The sequence below is a fragment of the Halalkalibacter sp. AB-rgal2 genome, from assembly GCF_041821005.1.
Lineage (GTDB): Bacteria > Bacillota > Bacilli > Bacillales > Bacillaceae_D > Halalkalibacter.
Map to the genome: position 1 here is coordinate 21,895 of NZ_JBGUAV010000036.1, position 19,114 is coordinate 41,008.

Genomic DNA, 19,114 nt, shown 5'->3' on the forward strand with positions numbered 1-19,114 from the left:
GAATGAAACAGTTTCATATTAATGGCCGAGAAATTGGTTCACATACAGCGCCATTTATTATAGCTGAAATGTCTGGTAACCATAATCAGTCGCTTGAAAGAGCTTTATCGATCGTGGAAGCGGCAGCCAACGCTGGTGTTGATGCAGTGAAGCTTCAAACGTATACAGCAGATACGATGACTCTTGATGTAAAGGAAGGAGCCTTTTGGATTGAAGATGATTCAAGCCTTTGGAAAGGCAATTCGTTGTATCAGTTGTACCAAGAGGCTTATACGCCATGGGAATGGCATGAAGCGATCTTCAAACGTTGTGAAGAGTTAGGGGTCATTGCTTTTAGTTCTCCTTTTGATGAGAGTGCGGTTGATTTTCTTGAATCGATTGGAGCCCCTGCTTATAAAATTGCCTCGTTTGAAAATGTTGATTTACCGCTTATAAGAAAAGTCGCAGCAACAGGGAAACCTGTTATCATATCAACAGGAATGGCAACTGCAGCGGAAATTGATGAAGCTGTACGTACAGCAAGGGAAGCGGGATGTGAGCATTTGGCTTTATTAACGTGTACGAGTACATACCCAGCGACTCCGGAAAATACGAACTTAAGAACGATGCCACATATGAAGGGTTTATTTCAATGTGAAGTAGGACTCTCAGATCATACGATGGGCGTAGGGGTTGCAGTTGCGAGTGTTGCGTTAGGAGCAACGGTTATTGAAAAGCACTTTACATTGTCACGAGCTGATGGTGGAGTGGATTCTGCTTTTTCTATGGAGCCGGATGAAATGGCGTTGTTAGTATCTGAAACGAGGAAAGCATGGCAAAGCTTAGGGGTCATTCATTACGGACCAACAACAGCAGAAAAGCCTTCCTTAAAGCATAGGAGATCATTATACTTTGCTGAAGATCTGAAGGTTGGAGAAACATTAACGACCAAAAATGTTCGAGCGATCCGTCCTGGGTTAGGTTTGCCAACAAAATACCTTGACTTCGTTATGGGCAAATGTGTAAGACAAGCTGTAAAAAAAGGTCAACCCGTTTCATTTGATGTGTTGATGGAAGAAGGAGAATCAAAATCATGAATGTACTAGTAACAGGTGGAGCTGGCTTCATCGGTCGTTGGGTTGTGAAAAGACTGTTAGATGAAGGCCATCAAGTAACAGTTTTAGATGACCTTTCCAATGGTCAGGAGCGTAATATTGAGGAGTTTCGTTCACATCCGTGCTTTGTTGAATTTGTAAAAGGTGATTTAAAGGATGAAACGTTATTAACAAAGCTGTTTGCAGGCGGTGAGTTTGAGCTTTGTTATCATTTAGGGGCATCTATTAATGTACAGGATTCGATCGACGACCCACGTACGACGTTTAATAACGACACGTTTGGGACGTTTTATATGATGGAGCAGTGTCGAACGTATAACGTGAAAGTGGTCTTTATGAGTACATGTATGGTATATGATCGCTGTTTGGATGAAGAAGGAATTACAGAGGAACATCCAACGAAGCCAGCCTCTCCTTATGCAGGCGCAAAAATCGCTGCGGAGAACATGGTGCTATCTTATTATTATGCGTATGATCTCCCCGTGGTTGTTGTCCGTCCCTTTAACACATATGGTCCCTATCAGAAAACAGGTGGTGAAGGTGGCGTGATTGCGATCTTTATTAAGAAAAAACTAGATGGTGAAAACGTACATATTTATGGAGATGGTACGCAAACACGTGATTTGCTTTACGTGGAAGATTGCGCAAGATTTGTAGTAAATGCAGGTTTTCACGATGAGGTGAACGGGGAAATTGTAAATGCTGGTTTAGGTAAAGACATTACCATAAATGATTTAGCCTATCAAATTGTTGGTGATAAGCAGCGAATTAAACATGTAGAGCACATCCACCCTCAAAGTGAAATTCAGAAGCTGTTGTGCAATTATAAGAAAGCTTCCAGCCTAATGAATTGGCAGCCAGAGATTTCATTAGAGGAGGGCATTAAGCGCACAGAGTCATGGATTAAAGAGGGACACCTTGATGGTTAAATTGGCGATTGATGGTGGTGCACCGGTTCGTGATTCATTTCTTCCTTATGGGAAGCAATCAATAGACGAGAAGGATATTGAGTCCGTTTTCTCAGTCATTCGAAGTGCAATGATTACGCAAGGACCGATGATTGAAAGGTTTGAGCGGAAAGTGGCCAAATCTGTAGGGGCAAAATACGCTGTAGCGTTTTCCAATGGAACTGCTGCTCTTCATGCGGCTTATTATGCAACTGGATTAACTAAAGGTGATGAGGTAATCACAACTCCGATCACGTTTGTCGCAACTTCAAACGCAGCCTTATATGTTGGAGCAAAGCCGGTTTTTGCTGATATAGATGAACAGACGTATAATTTATCCGTTGACCAAGTAGAGAAGAAAATCAGTGTCAATACGAGAGCGATTGTTTCAGTAGATTTTGCAGGGCAACCGGTTGAATATGACCGTTTTCGTGCATTAGCAAAAAAGCACAATCTAGTTTATATCAGTGACGGAGCTCATTCGCTAGGAGCCGATTACAAAGGGAAGCCAGTAGGAACTCAAGCAGATATGACCATGTTTAGCTTTCACCCTGTTAAGCCTGTGACGACAGGAGAAGGCGGAATAATTGTGACAGATAGTCCTGAATATGCAGAGCGTTTAACGTTATTTCGTTCTCATGGAATAAAAAAAGAGGGTCTACTTGATTATCATGGCCCATGGTACTATGAAATGCATGATCTCGGTATGAATTACAGAATGACAGATATACAAGCTGCACTAGGGTTTACCCAAATGGATAAATTGGATTCATTTATGAAGAGAAGAAGAGAGATAGCTACACTCTATTCGGAGTCCTTCATTGCAGAAAAAGGAATTGAGGTTCCGACTGTTCACCCTGATGTGCTATCTGGTTGGCATTTATATATAGTAAGGCTTCGTAGTCGATGCTTTGCAGTTGACCGAAGAGCGATTTTCGAGGCGCTTAGAGCTGAGAATATCGGTGTTCATGTCCATTATATACCTGTTTATTTGCAGCCTTATTATCGACAGCTTGGGTATCAAGCAGACTGCCCGAATGCTAATGACTGGTATGAAGAAGTCATAACGTTACCGATCTTTCCGTCAATGACGAATAGAGATGTGACTGATGTCATAGAAGCTGTGAAAAAGGTGGTTCATTATTATAGAATTGAGGCTTAACGAATCTCGTTAAGCTTTTTCTTTGTCATTTACTTAATAAAAGTGAATGATAAGCCGATATAAAAGAAAAATGAGCGAGTTTAGGAGGAAAAAGGATGAGTATCCAAACATCAAACTCGTCAATTACAACATCTAGTGTTTTCTCACATAAGCCATTGACGAATGAAGCCGTAGGCATACAGCATGATTTAAAGCAAAAAGAATCAGTATTACCTCAAGTAAAGGAAGAACGCATTAATAGAACATATTTAGAAGAGCAAGTTGAAGTCATGAATGATTTCTTAGATGTAAGTCAGAAATCGTATAAATTTCATATACATGATGATTTAAATCGGCTGTATGTTCAAGTAGTAGATCGACAAACAGAAGAGGTTATTCGTGAAGTGCCTCCGGAAGATTTTCTCGATATGTTTGCTTCTATGCTGAAGCAGGTAGGGTTACTAGTTGATAAACGGATTTAATCTAGGAGGGAATTAAATTATGGTAATGAGAATGACTGGTTTTTCCAGTGGGATGGATATTGAACAAATTGTTAGTGATTTAATGAGAGCTCGTCGTATTCCGGTTGATAAGTTGATCCAAGATCGTCAAACGATTGAATGGAAGACTGAGGATTATCGTGAGATCAACCGTAAATTAAGTACGTTTCATACAAGTATATTTGATACGATCTTACGACCATCAAATATGCTTGCGAAAACCGTTTCAAGTACGAATTCTGGCCTTGTGTCAGCTACAGCTAATTCAGAGGCAGGTAATATGTCGCTACGAATTAGTCAGGTGTCACAGTTAGCTACAGCAGCATCTAACAATAGTACAGGACGGATTACACAAGAAGGTGAACAGCTTTCTACGACGCAATTTCTAATGGATCAACCATTCAACGCAGATGGTGAAACCGTATGGAGAAAAGGGATTGTTAGAGATGAAACGATTAGAATGTCTTCTACTTCTAATGTGGTTTCCTTAGATCCTGGTGATGAAACGATTGTGAATCCTGAGGACGCTGTTGTCAAAGTGAATGGGCGTCTATATCATATTACGGAAGATGCGAGTGACCTAGATGGGCCTGATGGAGAACAGTTAGTCTATTTTAATGCTAACGAAGGTACATTGCAGTTTAAGAATGATATTGCGAGAGAAGCGTCTGTATCTGTTACTTATATAACAGAAGCACCTGAGGATACCACTCATGCCGCTTATCATTACACAACTGGAAATGTGACAACGTATGATCGGAATGGCGAAATAAATGATAAATTTGTTGTTAGAGGAAATCAGTCATTAACATCAGTATTTAATCAATTGAATCGTTCATCGGCAGGGGTTAATGGGTTCTATGATCAGGAAACGGGAAAAGTGTCCGTATCAAGGACTCAAACTGGTCAATTTAATCCAAATGCAGAGGGAACAGAAGGTTTTACGGGCGAGATGAGATTCGATGGTGCTTTGTTTAATGAGTTATTTAAGCTTGATTCAGAGCAAGAGACAGCGGCAAAAAATGCAACATTTACAATGAATGGACTGGAAACTTCTAGACAGTCTAATACGTTTACAGTTGCAGGCATGACCGTTACGCTTAAGGAAGAATTTACTCAGGAAGTAACTCTTAATGCCTCTACTGATACGGACCGAGTAATGGATACGATTAAAGGGTTTGTTGATGAATATAATGAGCTTTTGGATCATATTAGTGGCAAGCTAAGTGAAAGCCGTAATCGTGATTTCAGACCTTTAACAGATGAGCAGCGAGCAGCGATGTCTGAAGATGAAATAGAAAAATGGGAAGAACAAGCTCGAAGTGGATTGTTGAGTAGAGATCCTGCACTCAGATCCATCCTTGATAAAATGAGAATGGATATGTATAGTCCGGTTAATGGCGAACTTGAAACGGTATTTAATCAATTAGCGACTATCGGTATTACGACTACTCAAAATTACCTAGACGGTGGTAAGTTAGAAATTAATGAAGAAAAGTTGCGTCAAGCCATTGAAGCCGATGCAGAAGGTGTCTTCCAATTATTTGCGGGTGGAGAGTCTGATGGACCTGCTAATGAGCAAGGAATTGCACGACGAATCAGAAACTCTGTCGACAATGGAATTACAACATTAGCTGAACGTGCAGGTGGCTTTAAAGGGAAAATGCAGCCGCATCAGTATACACTAGGTCGTAATTTAAATGATTTAAATGATCGTATTTCTGATTTTGAACGTCGATTGACAATGGTAGAAGATCGCTATTGGAGACAATTTAATGCGATGGAAGCTGCAATGGCAAGAGCCAATCAACAAGCAGAAACGCTATTTTCTGCTTTAATGCCAATGCAATAACGATTTTAAATTAGGAGAAGGGTGAATTCGTATATGGCAACTCAGTTACAGTCAGTTTATAAGCAAAATTCAATGCAAACCGCTTCACCTGGTGAATTAACATTAATGCTATACAATGGTTGTTTGAAATTTATTAAACAAGCGAACAAAGCGATTGATGAAAATAATGTAGAAGCTAGAAGTCATTCGATTCAACGTGCTCAAGATATTATTCGTGAATTGATGGTCACATTAAAAACGGAGTCAGAAACTGCTGAAAATATGATGAGGCTTTATGATTTTATTTTAAATCGTTTAATAGAGGCTAACGTTAAGAATGATGCAAAGGCTTTGCAGGATGCAGAAGAGCTTGTCATCCAATTCCGTGATATGTGGAAAGAAGTCATTCAGCTAGATCGTAAGGAGAGACATGGTGAAGGTGGAAAAGCCTAATGTCCATTATCAAGAAGAATCATGAAGAATCTCAATCGTTATTGACGTTTTTGAAGACGGATTTGCCAGAGGACCCAGATAAACGTGATCAGTTCATAAGTGAACTAGAGACAAAGTTAGATGTTAGGGAGGCTCTCATTAAGCAAATCAAACGTCCACCAACAACGGATGATGAAAAGGAATTAGCGAAGGAAATAATCATGATGAATGATGAGATATCAGAATTACTCGTATCTAAAAATCGAGAAATTCAGCGAGATATTGAACAGACGAAAAGAAAGAAACAAACCGGACGTAAATACGACAACCCATATGATGGCCCAACTTCAGAAGGGATCTTTTTCGATAAGCGTGGGGTTTGAACGAGAGAAGTTCGATTTCAGCATAAAGATATGTTGAGGTCGAGCTTTTTTTTGACTAATCAGAATGAGTGATTTTAGATTTTTACTTTTCGGATATAGAGGGTATGGATACAAAACGTTTTAGGACGTGTTTAAACAAGGAGAGATTCTTCACCTACTCTTAAAGGAAGAGATGAAAACATTTCGTTCCTTGTGGGAATCCGCAAAAACGGGTTTCAAAGCTACCATGCTTGTGTGATAGCACGGTCTCAATATGACGTCAGTCTCGTTTCAATTTAAAGAGCTCGAGTTCATTCTCTGCGATTTTATATGTTTGGAATGCTAATCTTCCTTCAATGTCTGTGAGTCTGGATGTAACCTCTGAATGAAACTCGGATAGTTTACCTGTTTGTTCATAGATGAGATTTTGTTTGTTCTCGATGCGTGAGGTCGTCTCATTTAATTGCTGTAAATTGCTTTCCATCTTGGTTAAACGTTCATTCGTTTGGGTTAGACGTTCATTCGTTTGGGTTAGACGTTCATTCGATTTTTGTTGCTCCACTTTTATTTCGGACATTTCTGCTAATATTTGCTTCAATAGTTCCTCGCTCATTGGTTATCCTCCTTTTGATATTAAAATTTATTGTATAATCATTTGTATTTTTTCTGTCATGTCCTGATAGTTGATGGTATTTCTCTGACTATCTCTCTAATTCTCTATCTTAGTGCTGTATTCTCCTGCAAGTCATTCAATTATTGCGTATCTTACTGATTCGCTAGATATCATTTAGATCTTTTACAACAAGAATATTGGAGTTTTATTCATTTTCTATATCAAAAAGCGCTACATTTATATCAGAATCAGTAAGTGCCTTATGATTTCTTACCATTACTATAACATATTATGATTTGATGTAGAATTGAAAGATGATAAGGATCATATTAGAAAAAGTCAAGCCATTTGATAATAGATTGAATGTCATATTCGTTGACCTGCAATAGGAATAGCTCGGATCGTTGAATATGACGGTTAAATGGAAGGGCATTGAAAAAGTTCGATATTCATTTTTTCAATGCCCTTTAAGGAATGTGTGTAGCCCGTTGCCAGAGCTTTGCTTGTCAAATTAATGGTTCCCCACTTTGCTATGTTGATTTTTGTGGAACTATTTAACGTAATATAGCTCAAATAGCGGAATGATGATTACCTTTGTTGTAAGGTGTTATCATCAAAAACTTTAATCCTTAAATACGTTTTTATAAAAAACATAAAAAATCCCGATATCATCTATTGTCTATTGGGAATTTCATGTATAATAAAAAAGAGAATATATGTTCGTATTCGTGCGTGGTGTCTATGATATAATAAAATGTATAATAAGGGGAAAAGAAGATCATGACAGGACAGCTATCTGTTGACTGGTTGAAGCCGAAGAATGATTTTGTGTTTAAGGTATTGTTTGGCAGTGATGATGAAAGCTCAAATCAGCTGTTACTTGCGTTCTTAAATGATGTGTTTGTCGTTCCAGAAGGACAAAGCTTTGTCAAAGTCGAAGTGTTAAATCCGATCCTAAACAAGAGAAGTATAGAAGATAAAGAAGCTATTCTCGATGTTCGCGCAAAAGTGATTGGTTTTGGATATATTAATATAGAGATTCAATTGTTAAATCAGAAAAACATCCATAAACGTTCTCTATTTTACAGTTCGAGATTATTTGAAAGGCAGTTAAATGAAAAGGGGAAGTATCATCTTTTAACAAAAGTTGTGGCGATTAATCTTATTGATTTTATTTATTTTCAATCAGAAGAGTATGCTAGAAAATTTGCTCTAAGAAATGATGTTACATTCGAGCAGTATCCTGATGATTTAATGCAGTTGTACTTTTTTGAGTTGCCTAAGTTTAGAACATTAGAACAAAACGGGAATATTGCAGAGGATGATCGTATGGCGAAATGGATACGCTTTTTAACAAATACTGATGATAAGAGGTGGGAAGAAATGGCTAAACAAGATCCGATGATCGAGCTTAGTGTGGAAAAATTACGAATTGCAAGTATGGATCCAGATATTCGTATGCAGTATGAAGCACGCGAAAAGGCACTTCGAGATATTGAATCGATTCGAGGTGAGGCTTTTGAAGAAGGGATAGAAAAAGGAATTGAAAAAGGAATTGAAAAAGGAATTGAGAAAGTCGCGTTAACGCTACTAAAAGAGGGAGTGGAACGTGCATTTGTCTCTCAAATGACTGGTCTTTCAAAAGAAGAAATTGAAAAAATGATGGCGGAGATGAAAGGCTAAAGAGCTTTCGTCTCCGTATTTCCTTTTTTAAGCTCAATGAGTTTATTAAATTTCAAAAAAATGAAACCGATTTCGAGCGAATGATTTTATGCTATAATGTAGCCAAAAGCTAAGAAGTGACTGAAAAGGGCAAATCGACTTTTCCAGTCTGACATGTGAATATCCATGCTCACAATTGTTGCTCATTTTGATATGAGCAGTCTAAACGTATCAAGCTTTTCAAGCAGACAATAAAAAAGGGGACCGGAAATGAATGCCCTTAAGCTAAGTAGGGAGAGGTTTGAATGAAAAAGGGTGTGACGATTTACGACATTGCAAAAGAGGCTCAAGTGTCACCAGCTACCGTTTCAAGAGTTTTGACAGGCAATGCGAAAGTGAAGCCGGCGACGATGAAGAAGATTACAGCAGTGATTGAGAAATACAATTTTAAGCCGAATGGATTAGCGAGAAGTTTATTGCACAAGAAAACCAAAATGATCGGATTTATTCTGCCAGACATTAACCATCCCTTTTTCTCGACATTTGTGTTAAAAGGGGAAGCGCATGCACTTGATGCAGGTTATACATCTTTTGTTTGCAACACGATGAATGATAGTGAAATGGAATCGAAGTATTTACATGCATTGTTAGAAAAACAAGTCGATGGGATTGTGTTCTTAGGTGGGCGGATTAATGCCGTTGATGTGAATCCTGCATATGTCGATGAGATGAATACAATCATGGAGCGCGTTCCTGTTCTGTTTGTGAATGGACAAATGCCAGGGGTGGATGCACATATTGTGCGAACAGATGAAGCCTTAGGTGTTCGGCAGCTAGTTGAATTGTGTAAAAATTATGGGCATCAAAAAATAGGTTTTCTTGGTGGTGTTTTCGGGATTACATCGACAGAAATGAAGATTGAAACGTTTAAAGAAGAGCTGAGGAAGCATGGAATGGATGTTGTCGATGATTGGGTGATTGCTTCTAACTTTACGATTGAATCAGGGGAGGAAGCGGCTGCGAAGCTGATGAGTTTAGATGAAAAGCCAACAGCCGTCATCTGTGTCAATGATTTTGTTGCGATGGGTGCCATTAATCTGTTTCAGAAGCATGGTTTATCCGTCCCGGATGATATGTCTGTCGCTGGTTTCGATGATATTTATTTAGCGCAGCATTTTCCGCCTGGAATAACGACGGTTTCGCAAAATTATGATCAATTAGGGAAAATGGCAATCAATCAATTAGTTGATTTAATCGAAGAAAAAGAAGTGTCAAAGGAGACGATCGTGCCTACTTCATTAATCATTCGCAATTCTTATAAATCCATACCAAAAATGAATTGACAACATAGGATTCATCTATGTTACGATAAATGAAACGGGTTTCATAATTGTGAAAGTGAAATCGGTTTCAAATGATAGTAATATTGGTGAAAAGCCACAGCATATTTTTATAGGAGAGCTGAGGGGACGACATGAAATATGAAGAGATGATGAGCAAGCTTCATTCATATGCACCGATCGAAAATTGGTTCTCTTCGCATGAAGGGAAGGAACGGTTTTTTCAACAAATTCAAATAGAGAAAACGTATCAAACGATTCTGGAAGAAGTGAAAATGGAGACTGTTCGACTAAGGTCGTCAGAAATACCGGACCTCCCCTACTCCCTTTTTAAACTCTTTTCACAAACAGGCTCACGGAAAGAATACGAAGCTGCTTATTTTGAAAGAAGACGACGATTAAATACGTTTGCGCTGATGGTATTGATTGAGCCTAAGAATGAGGAGAATCTAGCAAACTTGCATGAGATCATTTGGTATATTTGTAATGAGTATTCGTGGTGCTTGCCAGCGCATATGTCTAATGATGGTGAAAGCTCACGTCGTATCCAAGAGGATAAGCCAGAATCGAGAGAGATTGATCTATTTGCCTCTGAAACAGCTTTTGCGCTCACCGAAATCGCAGTTTTACTCGAACCATCACTCGATCCTCTTATTCGAAAACGAATAAAGGAGGAAGTGAGAAGACGTGTTCTGCAGCCTTTCTATTATTATTCCTACCATTGGGAACAGGCGGATCACAATTGGGCTGCGGTTTGTGCTGGTTCGATTGGAGCGGTAGCGATTTATAGTCATGGAGATGATCATGAATTTGCGACAATTTTAACAAAGGTTATGAAGGCGATGGAATCGTATTTGTCAGGCTTTTATGATGATGGTGCTTGTTTAGAGGGATACGGCTATTGGCAGTATGGATTTGGGTTTTATGTCTATTTTGCCGACTTATTAAAAAAGAAAACAGCCGGACAGATTGATTTGTTGCAGTCTGAGAAGGTGCATCAGATCGCCTTGTTTCAGCAAAAGGCCTTTTTGACTGGGAATCGAACTGTTCGTTTTTCTGATTCAGTTGCGACAGGAAACGTTTGGTTAGGACTGACACATTACTTGAATCAACGGTTTTCGGATGTCGATATACCGAAGAAGGAGTGGGGGGCGAAGTATACGGATGATCATTGCAGTCGCTGGGCTCCTGCTATTCGAGAAATTCTTTGGCTTCAAACTGATGTGAAAGGAAAGCCGTGGTTGCCTCAAAGCTACTATTTAGAGAAAACGCAATGGTTTGTATCAAGGTATGAAGTGAATGAAAAATTGTATGCGTTTGCAACAAAGGGTGGTCATAATGATGAACCTCATAATCATAATGATGTTGGGCAATTCATCCTAGCATGTGATGAGGACATCTTTCTCACAGATTTAGGAAGTGGGGAATATACAAAGCGTTATTTTAGCAAAGAACGTTATTCGTATTTGTGTAATGGTTCTCACGGGCATTCGGTGCCGATAGTAAATGGTCATCACCAAAAGGCTGGTGCTCCTTATCGAACGAGCTCATTTCACGTTGTTGAGAATGAGCAGTGTGATGAGGTTGGAATGGAATATGCTGATGCTTACGGTTTGGATTATGTCCGTCAGCTTGAAAGATCATTTAAGTGGGAGAAGACGTACTCACCGGCTTTAATCATTGAGGACATGTATTCAGCAGACCGACCTGTTTCATTTGTTAGTCGGTTTATGACACAGATTCAAAAGATAAATAAAGTAGTTGGAGCTGTTCTATTAGTAGGGAATGAACAGTGCTTACGAATCACATATGACGAACAGCTTATTCAAGTTCAGGAGAACGTCTTAACATTTTCCAATCATTTTGGTGAAGAAGAGCAAGTTGTTGCATTGGATTTTACTGTAAGAAGACCGATGGATGAGGCACACATTCATTTCGAATGTCGATTTGAGAAGAAAGGGTGAAGGGAAATGAAAGAGCAACAGTGGGTAGAGGAAGCATGGTCACAGATTACGGCGAAATTAGACAGAACCTCGAAGAAAATTGGAGCGTGGTTTCCTCATGTGAGTGTAGATGGTACATATGAGTGCGCTGATCCGCATTGGTGGACGGCGGGTTTTTGGCCTGGACAGCTTTGGCTTGTGTATCGTGAAACGAAAGACGAGTCGTTTAAGGCAATTGCGGAGAAATGTGAGCGGCAATTAGATGATGTGATTACGGGCTTTGATCGACTTGATCATGATATGGGATTTATGTGGACGTTAACAAGTGTCGCTCGCTATAAGCTGTTAGGGGAAAAAGATTCACGGCGTCGGGCGTTATTAGTCGCGAATTTGTTAATGGGGCGGTTTAATGCGAATGGGAATTATATTCGTGCGTGGAATCCGTGGTTTGAAGGGGATGAAAATACAGGCTTTGCGATTATTGATTGTATGATGAATTTACCGTTATTGTTTTGGGCTTCAAAAGAGACAGGCGATCCACGCTACAAAGCGATTGCTACTCGTCATGCGCATACGGTATTGGAGCATTTTATCGAAGAGGATGGATCTGTCCATCATATTGTCAACTTCGACCCAGTGACAGGTGAGCGTGTCGAGTTTGTTGGCGGACAAGGCTATGCCTCGCATTCAGCTTGGTCAAGAGGGACTGCGTGGGCGGTCTATGGCTTTGCCCTCGCATATGCTCATACGAATGATCACAAATACTTGCAAGCAGCGAAGAAGGTCGCTCATTTCTTTATCGCCCATTTACCTGATGATCATGTTCCATATTGGGACTTCCGCTTACCTGATGAGGTTCCTCATTACCGTGATTCCTCAGCAGGAGCGATTGCCGCTTGTGGCTTATTGTTATTAGCTGATCAAGTCGCAGCTCAGGATGCAACACCATATAAGCGTGCTGGTGAGCGGATTTTACGGTCATTATATGAGAATTATAGTGCTTGGGAAAATGAAAATGAAGATGGCCTGATTCTCCATGGAACAGGTCATTACCCTGAACAAAGTAATGTCGATAAGCCACTCATTTACGGTGACTATTATTTTGTTGAAGGGATTGCAAGGCTACGAGGGAATAAGGAGTTATTTTGGTTATCTTAAAATGTCGAAGAGAAGAGGGATCTTGATGCTAAAACGTGCAAATAAATTTCAGTATACCCCACCGGAGAATGGCTATCCTGAGTGGAACAACAATCCAGAGATTTTTCAGTTAAATCGTTTACCTGCTCATGCGACAGCGATTTCATATCTTTCGGTTGAAGAAGCTTTAAAAGGAAAGAGAGAGTCTTCACCTTTTTATGAAACATTAAATGGTACGTGGAAATTTCACCATGTTGAGAAGCCATCAGACCGTAGCCTAACATTTTATCAAGCGGATTATGACCATAAGCAATGGGATGGTATACAAGTACCTGGACATTGGCAGTTGCAGGGCTATGATTATCCGCATTATACGAATTTACGGTATCCGTGGGAGGAGCGTGAGGATATTAAGCCTCCTTTTGCCCCAACAGAATACAATCCAGTCGGGCAATATGTTCGAACGTTTACCGTTCCTGACCAATGGAAGGATCAGCCTGTTTATATTAGCTTTCAAGGAGTCGAATCGGCGTTTTATGTGTGGGTGAATGGGGAGCTTGTCGGTTATAGCGAGGATACGTTTACACCTGCTGACTTTGACCTGACGCCTTATATACAAGAAGGAGAGAATAAACTAGCGGTTGAGGTGTACAGATGGTGTGATGCAAGTTGGCTTGAGGATCAGGATTTTTGGCGGATGAGTGGTATTTTCCGTGACGTTTATTTGTATTCAACGCCTGTTTCTCATGTCGAGGATTTTTTTGTGCGTACTGATCTAGACCAGCAATATCGCAATGCTCACTTATACATTGATGCAGACGTCTCTCATTACAATGAAGAGTCATTATCAGGATTAACGTTAAAAGCAACACTGTTTGATTGTGACGAGCGAGAGGTTGTGAGTGCTGAGTCTGCTGTTGATGGTGGGAAAGTGTCGATTCAAGCCTTTGTTGAAAATCCAGAAAAGTGGAGTGCGGAATATCCGAATTTGTATACGCTCGTATTAGCATTGGAGGATCAGTCTGGAAATCTCATTGAAGCACAAAGCTGTCGAGCAGGCTTCCGTGCTGTTGAGATCAAGGATGGATTGGTGAAGGTGAACGGTCAGCGTGTTGTCTTTAAAGGAGTTAACCGTCATGAGTTTGCTGCAGACAAAGGACGCGCTGTTACGTATGAGGATATGGTTCATGATATTCAGTTGATGAAGGCGTACAATATTAATTCTGTTCGTACATCACATTATCCGAATCATCCACTTTGGTATGAATTGTGTGATGAGTATGGGTTGTATGTCATTGATGAGACGAATTTGGAGACGCATGGAACGTGGAAATATGGGCAGAAGGAGCTTGGAGAAACCGTTCCAGGCAGTCGACCTGAGTGGACAGATAATGTCATCGATCGTTGTAACTCAATGCTTCAGCGCGATAAAAACCATCCGTCCATTGTGATGTGGTCTTTAGGGAATGAATCGTTTGGTGGGGATAATTTCTTGAAGATGAGTCAGCATCTAAAAGAACAAGACCCAACACGCGTCATCCATTATGAAGGGACGTTCCATTATCGGAAATCTGATGCAGCCTCAGATGTAGAAAGTACGATGTATATTCGTCCTCGTGCTGTTGAGGAGTATGCGAAGCAAGCGGAACGAGGCGAAAATGAAGGGAAGCCGTATATTTTATGCGAATACAGCCATGCGATGGGCAATTCGTGTGGGAATTTGTTTAAATATACAGAGCTATTTGATCAATATCCAATCTTACAAGGTGGATTCATTTGGGACTGGAAGGACCAAGCGCTGAAGACAAGGACTTCCGAGGGGATCGAGTATTTAGCATATGGCGGTGATTTTGGTGAATCTCCCACCGATGGTAACTTTTCAGGGAATGGTTTAATTTTTGCTGATGGCCAAGTAAGTCCGAAATTAGCTGAAGTGAAAAAATGCTATCAAAATGTTCGGTTGCATGATGTCGATATCGAAAATGGGCGAATTCAAGTGAGTAATCTCTTTTTGTTTTCCAATTTAGCCGATTATGTACTGACATGGCAGCTGCTAAAGGATGGAGAAGAGGTGGCTAGCGGTGAGCAGGTAGTGGACATTGCTGCGGGTGAGTCGCAGGAAGTAAAGCTCGAGGGCTTCGAGGCGATTCAATCAGAGCAGTCTGAATATATTGTAACCGCATCATTCGTCTTAAGGGAGAATAAGAGCTGGGCGAAAGCTGGCCATGAGGTGGCGTTTGAGCAATTTGTGTTAACGACTGTTGAAGATAAGGCAAATATTAAGCAGGAAGAGACTGTTCAAGTAAGTGAGGCTGCCGAGTTTGTAACATGCGAAGCAGGGGAAGCGCTGATTCGTTTTCAACAGGAAACAGGTGAGATGATTTCGTATTCGTTTGCGGGCGAAGATCTAGTGAAGTCAGCGCCTAATCCTTACTTCTGGCGAGCTATGACAGATAATGATCGTGGAAATAAGCTTCATGAGCGTAGTCAAACGTGGCGACAGGCTAGTGAGGGACGAGAACTGACCTCTTTTACTTTTTCAGAAGAAGCTGGTAAGGTCGTCGTTGAATCGACATTCGCCCTGCTTACGACGAGTAAATCAATGTGCAAGGTCGTTTATACGATTTTCGGTGATGGTACGGTTCGGGTGAGACAGCAGCTTGTTCCAGGTAAAGACTTACCTGAAATTCCAGCTGTCGGTATGTTGTTCACAATCGATCGGGACTATCAGAATCTAACGTGGTACGGTCGAGGACCACATGAAAGCTATTGTGATAAAAAGACAGGAGCAAAGCTAGGTGTCTATGAAGGAAGTGTAGAAGAGCAGTTTGTTCCGTATTTAAAGCCACAAGAAAGTGGTAATAAAACAGATGTCAGGTGGGCAACTCTTGTGAATGATCGTGGAGTTGGATTGATGATAAAAGGGTCTCCGACGATTGAATTTAGTGCATTATCTTACACGCCAAATGAGCTTGAGAAGAACGATCATTCTTACAAGCTTCCAATAAGTGAACAGATTTGCGTCCGTGTCAATGATCAGCAAATGGGTGTAGGTGGAGATGATAGCTGGGGGGCGATTACGCATCCAGAATTTACACTGTATGCCGATAAGACGTACACATTTACGTATGAGTTAAAAGGGTTTAGGAAATAATAATAAGCCAGGAGCTCGTGGGAGTTTCCTGGCTTATGTTACTTCAACATATACGGAGAGAAAACGACAAATTTTGCAATTGTGATCAAAAATAAAAGCCTAGCGTGTAAATGTATTCATAAGTCGATCCATTAGGGGAAGTTTCTTTTGGTCGTTATAATCGATTGAAGAATCGTATATGTGGAACGAATTCTTACCTCTTCGTTTCGCATAATACATCGCCTGATCAGCAGCATTTACTAATGATTCGTCATTATCACTATCATTCGGATACTGGCTTATGCCTATACTAGGTGAAACGGAAACATCTTGATCCTTTAAGGTGAAAGGCTTACTGACTGCAGAGAGAATTCGTTCAGAGATATGCTTAATAACATCCACTTCTGTATCTTCAAATACAATGATAAATTCATCACCACCGAGTCGAGCGAGTAAATCCTCTTCACGTATGACGTTCGATAATCGTTTGGCGACTTCCTGTAATAGAAGATCACCTGAGTCGTGACCGAGTTTATCATTTACTTTTTTAAATCCATCTAAATCAATGAAGGCTAGTGTGACACGATATTGACGCCGCTTCGCTTTAGCTAATACTTTCTTTAAATTTCTTTGGAGGTATAGACGATTTGGCAATTCTGTCAGTTCATCAAAATAAGCAAGTTTTCTTAGTTTAGCCTCTAATTGTTTTTCTTCGGTAATGTCAAGGATTGTACCGTTTACTTTCTCGACGAGCTTATTAGAATTAAAAATGGGTGTGGCTTTAATATGAATCCATTTTAAATCGTGGTCGGTTTTTAGAATACGATATTTTTCATTTATGCTCTTGCCTAGTTTTAATTGCGTCAGTGTTTTGATAAATCTACTTTTATCATCTGGGTGAACAAATTCTGATAATTTCTCAGGTGGAATTTGTAACGTTTGTTTTGAAATGTCGAAAAGCTCTTCGACCCCTTTGGACACATATAATTGATTAGAAGTAAGATCATACGTAAAAATCATAATATCGATGCTTGTATATAGCTGTTGGAGGGAATGCTTACTTTTTTTAAAATGCTTCTCATTCCAATAGAGTTGCTGACGTTCGTGTCTTAATGAATCTACCCATTTTCCTAGTAACCAATTGATGAATATGAATACGATTGCAAATAATAGAAATAACGGAATACTGGATATGTGACTGAAGAGGATCATTAAGACAATTAATATTAAACTATAGCTGACTGCAACCATTTGCCCAATAAAGATCATCTTTCTCACTCTTTTCTATTAATATATAGGAATACGGTATAATAGTATCATAGTAATAGAAGGTTGTAACGTAGAAAAGTGGAGAATGCTTATCTCCTATTTTATAAGTCATTCAGCGGAATTGGAGAAATGCTGTAAAAAAAGAGGGTGTCGAAACATAGAAAAACCGCTTCTTAAATTATAAGGAGCGGTTTGTTTTATGTGTATAAGAAATATGTACGGGGTGAGGTTGAACCGAGGATCTTATACACATAACACTCAGGATGCAGGGGGTGAAACCTGCAGTGACAAGAGTGGGGTAAGTATATTTATTTATTCAATCCTTTTTAGTTGACTGTATGAATACTGAATCTCTAAGTATATTATACTGGTTAATTTGTAATGATTCAATACATTTTATAATATTTTGTAAAAAGTTTCAAAATATTGGTTTTTGCTGAAGTTGATACAAGAAAGCGAGAAAGGAAGAGTAATAAGAAAGCGCTATCATAAAAAATACGAAACTTTGCCGAAAAAGGCAGAATATCGCGATTTTTTAGGTCTTGAAACCGTTTGACAATGAATTAAAGCGCTGTTATAGTAAAACTGTGGAAACACCACAGTATTTTAGTTACGAAGGGAATGTGAAAGCATGCAAGGAAAAGTAAAATGGTTTAATGCAGAAAAAGGTTTTGGATTTATCGAGCGCGAAGACGGAGATGATGTATTCGTACACTTCTCAGCTATCAACTCAGAAGGATTCAAATCTTTAGACGAAGGTCAAGACGTTGAATTTGAAATTGTTGAAGGTGCTCGCGGACCTCAAGCTGCGAACGTAGTTAAGCTTTAATTCACATTCCTGTTTGGAAATGAATGATAGCTAAACAAACAACAGGCCTACCCTAGACTCTAGGGTAGGCTTTTTCAGTGCCCTTGGCTTTTTCGTATGAAGCGGCATTAATTGGATAGAGGGATCTTCATTGCTGGTGCTCCTGTTCTTCATTCATACGTTACGCGCCTGAATATCAGTGTCAAAATGTTAATGAGTGATATAGAAGCAAGAGGAGACTCATTCCGTTAAAAATGAATATATACTGAAATGAAACTTCATTCCACTAATGAGGCGAGATCAATGGAAACAGAGCGGAATGAGGTTCCATCGAATGAATGAAACGTACTAGACGTTTGGTTTCGGAGTTAGGCGGGTACATATACGATAAAGTTTGGATAAAGGAAGCCACTGAAAAAGTACAAAACGGCTTTCTCAGTGCCTTTAACTTGTTTAGCAATGGCTTCACCCGTCACTCGCTTGATACACTCTTATCAAGCTTTTCAAAACAAGTAACGGATGCGCTCATTGCTTAAAGGTCACCAAAAAAGTTAAAAACCAAACTTTATCAGTTCTCTTTGATTTCTTACTAGATGAAATAAGAGGAGGTTGAGAGTCATGGCTGTTGTACCCGTATTGAAAAAAACAGTGAATAACAAAAATGATTTTCTAAGTATGATGACGAGAACGTTGGCGTTCTATTTGCGTAATCATCAACAAGGGACTGTTCAAGACACATTATCCATGTTGGAAAAGTTAAATGAAGACGTGTTAGAGGATATGTTTGATGAGTTTATGGATGTTTACCATGAACAGACAACGATTTTTATCCGTTCGTCGCTAAAGGCTTGTTATCCTCTTCAAGGAGGGAATGATTACGATAAGAAGAAATTTATTAAAGA

General features: G+C 39.7%; 17 protein-coding genes. 15 read left to right on the plus strand and 2 right to left on the minus strand.

Features of this window, described 5'->3' with window-relative positions; genetic code table 11:
- The first annotated feature begins 2 nt into the window (after nucleotides 1-2).
- The 7 genes from pseI to fliT all read left to right on the plus strand — a co-directional run bounded on the left by pseI (nucleotide 3) and on the right by fliT (nucleotide 6,328).
- Nucleotides 3-1,076 carry a pseudaminic acid synthase gene (pseI, locus tag ACERJO_RS19575; protein WP_373648604.1) on the plus strand — a complete coding sequence of 358 codons (1,074 nt, stop codon included), beginning with the start codon at nucleotides 3-5 and terminating at the stop codon, nucleotides 1,074-1,076.
- Nucleotides 1,073-2,023 (plus strand): dTDP-glucose 4,6-dehydratase, encoded by a 951-nt coding sequence (locus tag ACERJO_RS19580; protein ID WP_373648605.1) that lies wholly within the window; start codon nucleotides 1,073-1,075, stop codon nucleotides 2,021-2,023. The genes pseI and ACERJO_RS19580 overlap by 4 nt, the downstream gene beginning before the upstream one ends.
- A complete protein-coding gene (gene pseC, locus ACERJO_RS19585; protein ID WP_373648606.1) occupies nucleotides 2,016-3,203 on the plus strand; it encodes a UDP-4-amino-4,6-dideoxy-N-acetyl-beta-L-altrosamine transaminase in 1,188 nt (395 codons plus the stop codon). Before ACERJO_RS19580 ends, pseC begins: the two co-directional genes overlap by 8 nt.
- Nucleotides 3,204-3,298: 95 nt before the next feature.
- Complete coding sequence (locus ACERJO_RS19590) at nucleotides 3,299-3,664, plus strand: flagellar protein FlaG (RefSeq protein WP_373648607.1); 366 nt, start codon at nucleotides 3,299-3,301, stop codon at nucleotides 3,662-3,664.
- 19 nt (nucleotides 3,665-3,683) lie between these two features.
- Nucleotides 3,684-5,534: a flagellar filament capping protein FliD gene (gene fliD, locus ACERJO_RS19595; RefSeq protein WP_373648608.1), complete on the plus strand. Its 1,851-nt coding sequence runs from the start codon at nucleotides 3,684-3,686 to the stop codon at nucleotides 5,532-5,534.
- A gap of 33 nt (nucleotides 5,535-5,567) precedes the next feature.
- Nucleotides 5,568-5,966 (plus strand): flagellar export chaperone FliS, encoded by a 399-nt coding sequence (gene fliS / locus ACERJO_RS19600; RefSeq protein WP_373648609.1) that lies wholly within the window; start codon nucleotides 5,568-5,570, stop codon nucleotides 5,964-5,966.
- Complete coding sequence (fliT, locus tag ACERJO_RS19605; RefSeq protein ID WP_373648610.1) at nucleotides 5,966-6,328, plus strand: flagellar protein FliT; 363 nt, start codon at nucleotides 5,966-5,968, stop codon at nucleotides 6,326-6,328. The genes fliS and fliT overlap by 1 nt, the downstream gene beginning before the upstream one ends.
- A gap of 259 nt (nucleotides 6,329-6,587) precedes the next feature.
- On the opposite strand, the gene ACERJO_RS19610 is transcribed toward fliT, so the two are convergent.
- On the minus strand, nucleotides 6,588-6,920 hold the full coding sequence (locus tag ACERJO_RS19610; protein WP_373648611.1) for a hypothetical protein: 333 nt from the start codon (nucleotides 6,918-6,920) through the stop codon (nucleotides 6,588-6,590).
- A gap of 780 nt (nucleotides 6,921-7,700) precedes the next feature.
- Between ACERJO_RS19610 and ACERJO_RS19615 the strand changes: the two genes are divergently transcribed.
- From ACERJO_RS19615 to lacZ, 5 genes are all read left to right on the plus strand, one after another.
- Entirely contained in the window at nucleotides 7,701-8,603 is a 903-nt protein-coding gene (locus ACERJO_RS19615; protein ID WP_373648612.1) for an Rpn family recombination-promoting nuclease/putative transposase, read from the plus strand.
- Nucleotides 8,604-8,887: 284 nt separating this feature from the next.
- Nucleotides 8,888-9,925, plus strand: coding sequence for a LacI family DNA-binding transcriptional regulator (locus tag ACERJO_RS19620; protein ID WP_247106535.1), 1,038 nt, complete (start codon nucleotides 8,888-8,890; stop codon nucleotides 9,923-9,925).
- Between the two features lie 131 nt (nucleotides 9,926-10,056).
- Nucleotides 10,057-11,886 (plus strand): heparinase II/III family protein, encoded by a 1,830-nt coding sequence (locus ACERJO_RS19625; protein ID WP_373648613.1) that lies wholly within the window; start codon nucleotides 10,057-10,059, stop codon nucleotides 11,884-11,886.
- Between the two features lie 6 nt (nucleotides 11,887-11,892).
- Nucleotides 11,893-13,023 carry a glycoside hydrolase family 88 protein gene (locus ACERJO_RS19630; RefSeq protein WP_373648614.1) on the plus strand — a complete coding sequence of 377 codons (1,131 nt, stop codon included), beginning with the start codon at nucleotides 11,893-11,895 and terminating at the stop codon, nucleotides 13,021-13,023.
- A gap of 25 nt (nucleotides 13,024-13,048) precedes the next feature.
- Nucleotides 13,049-16,156 carry a beta-galactosidase, LacZ type gene (gene lacZ, locus ACERJO_RS19635; RefSeq protein ID WP_373648615.1) on the plus strand — a complete coding sequence of 1,036 codons (3,108 nt, stop codon included), beginning with the start codon at nucleotides 13,049-13,051 and terminating at the stop codon, nucleotides 16,154-16,156.
- A gap of 99 nt (nucleotides 16,157-16,255) precedes the next feature.
- Here the strand turns inward: lacZ and ACERJO_RS19640 are convergent, their stop codons facing one another.
- Entirely contained in the window at nucleotides 16,256-17,404 is a 1,149-nt protein-coding gene (locus ACERJO_RS19640) for a sensor domain-containing protein (protein WP_247106542.1), read from the minus strand.
- Nucleotides 17,405-18,035: 631 nt separating this feature from the next.
- Between ACERJO_RS19640 and ACERJO_RS19645 the strand changes: the two genes are divergently transcribed.
- From ACERJO_RS19645 to ACERJO_RS19655, 3 genes are all read left to right on the plus strand, one after another.
- On the plus strand, nucleotides 18,036-18,233 hold the full coding sequence (locus tag ACERJO_RS19645; protein WP_012960443.1) for a cold shock domain-containing protein: 198 nt from the start codon (nucleotides 18,036-18,038) through the stop codon (nucleotides 18,231-18,233).
- A gap of 317 nt (nucleotides 18,234-18,550) precedes the next feature.
- The gene (locus ACERJO_RS19650) at nucleotides 18,551-18,748 is read left to right on the plus strand and encodes a hypothetical protein (RefSeq protein WP_247106544.1); all 198 of its coding nucleotides are present in this window, start codon (nucleotides 18,551-18,553) and stop codon (nucleotides 18,746-18,748) included.
- A gap of 82 nt (nucleotides 18,749-18,830) precedes the next feature.
- On the plus strand, nucleotides 18,831-19,114 hold a 284-nt coding region (locus ACERJO_RS19655; protein WP_373648616.1), incomplete at its 3' end, for a hypothetical protein.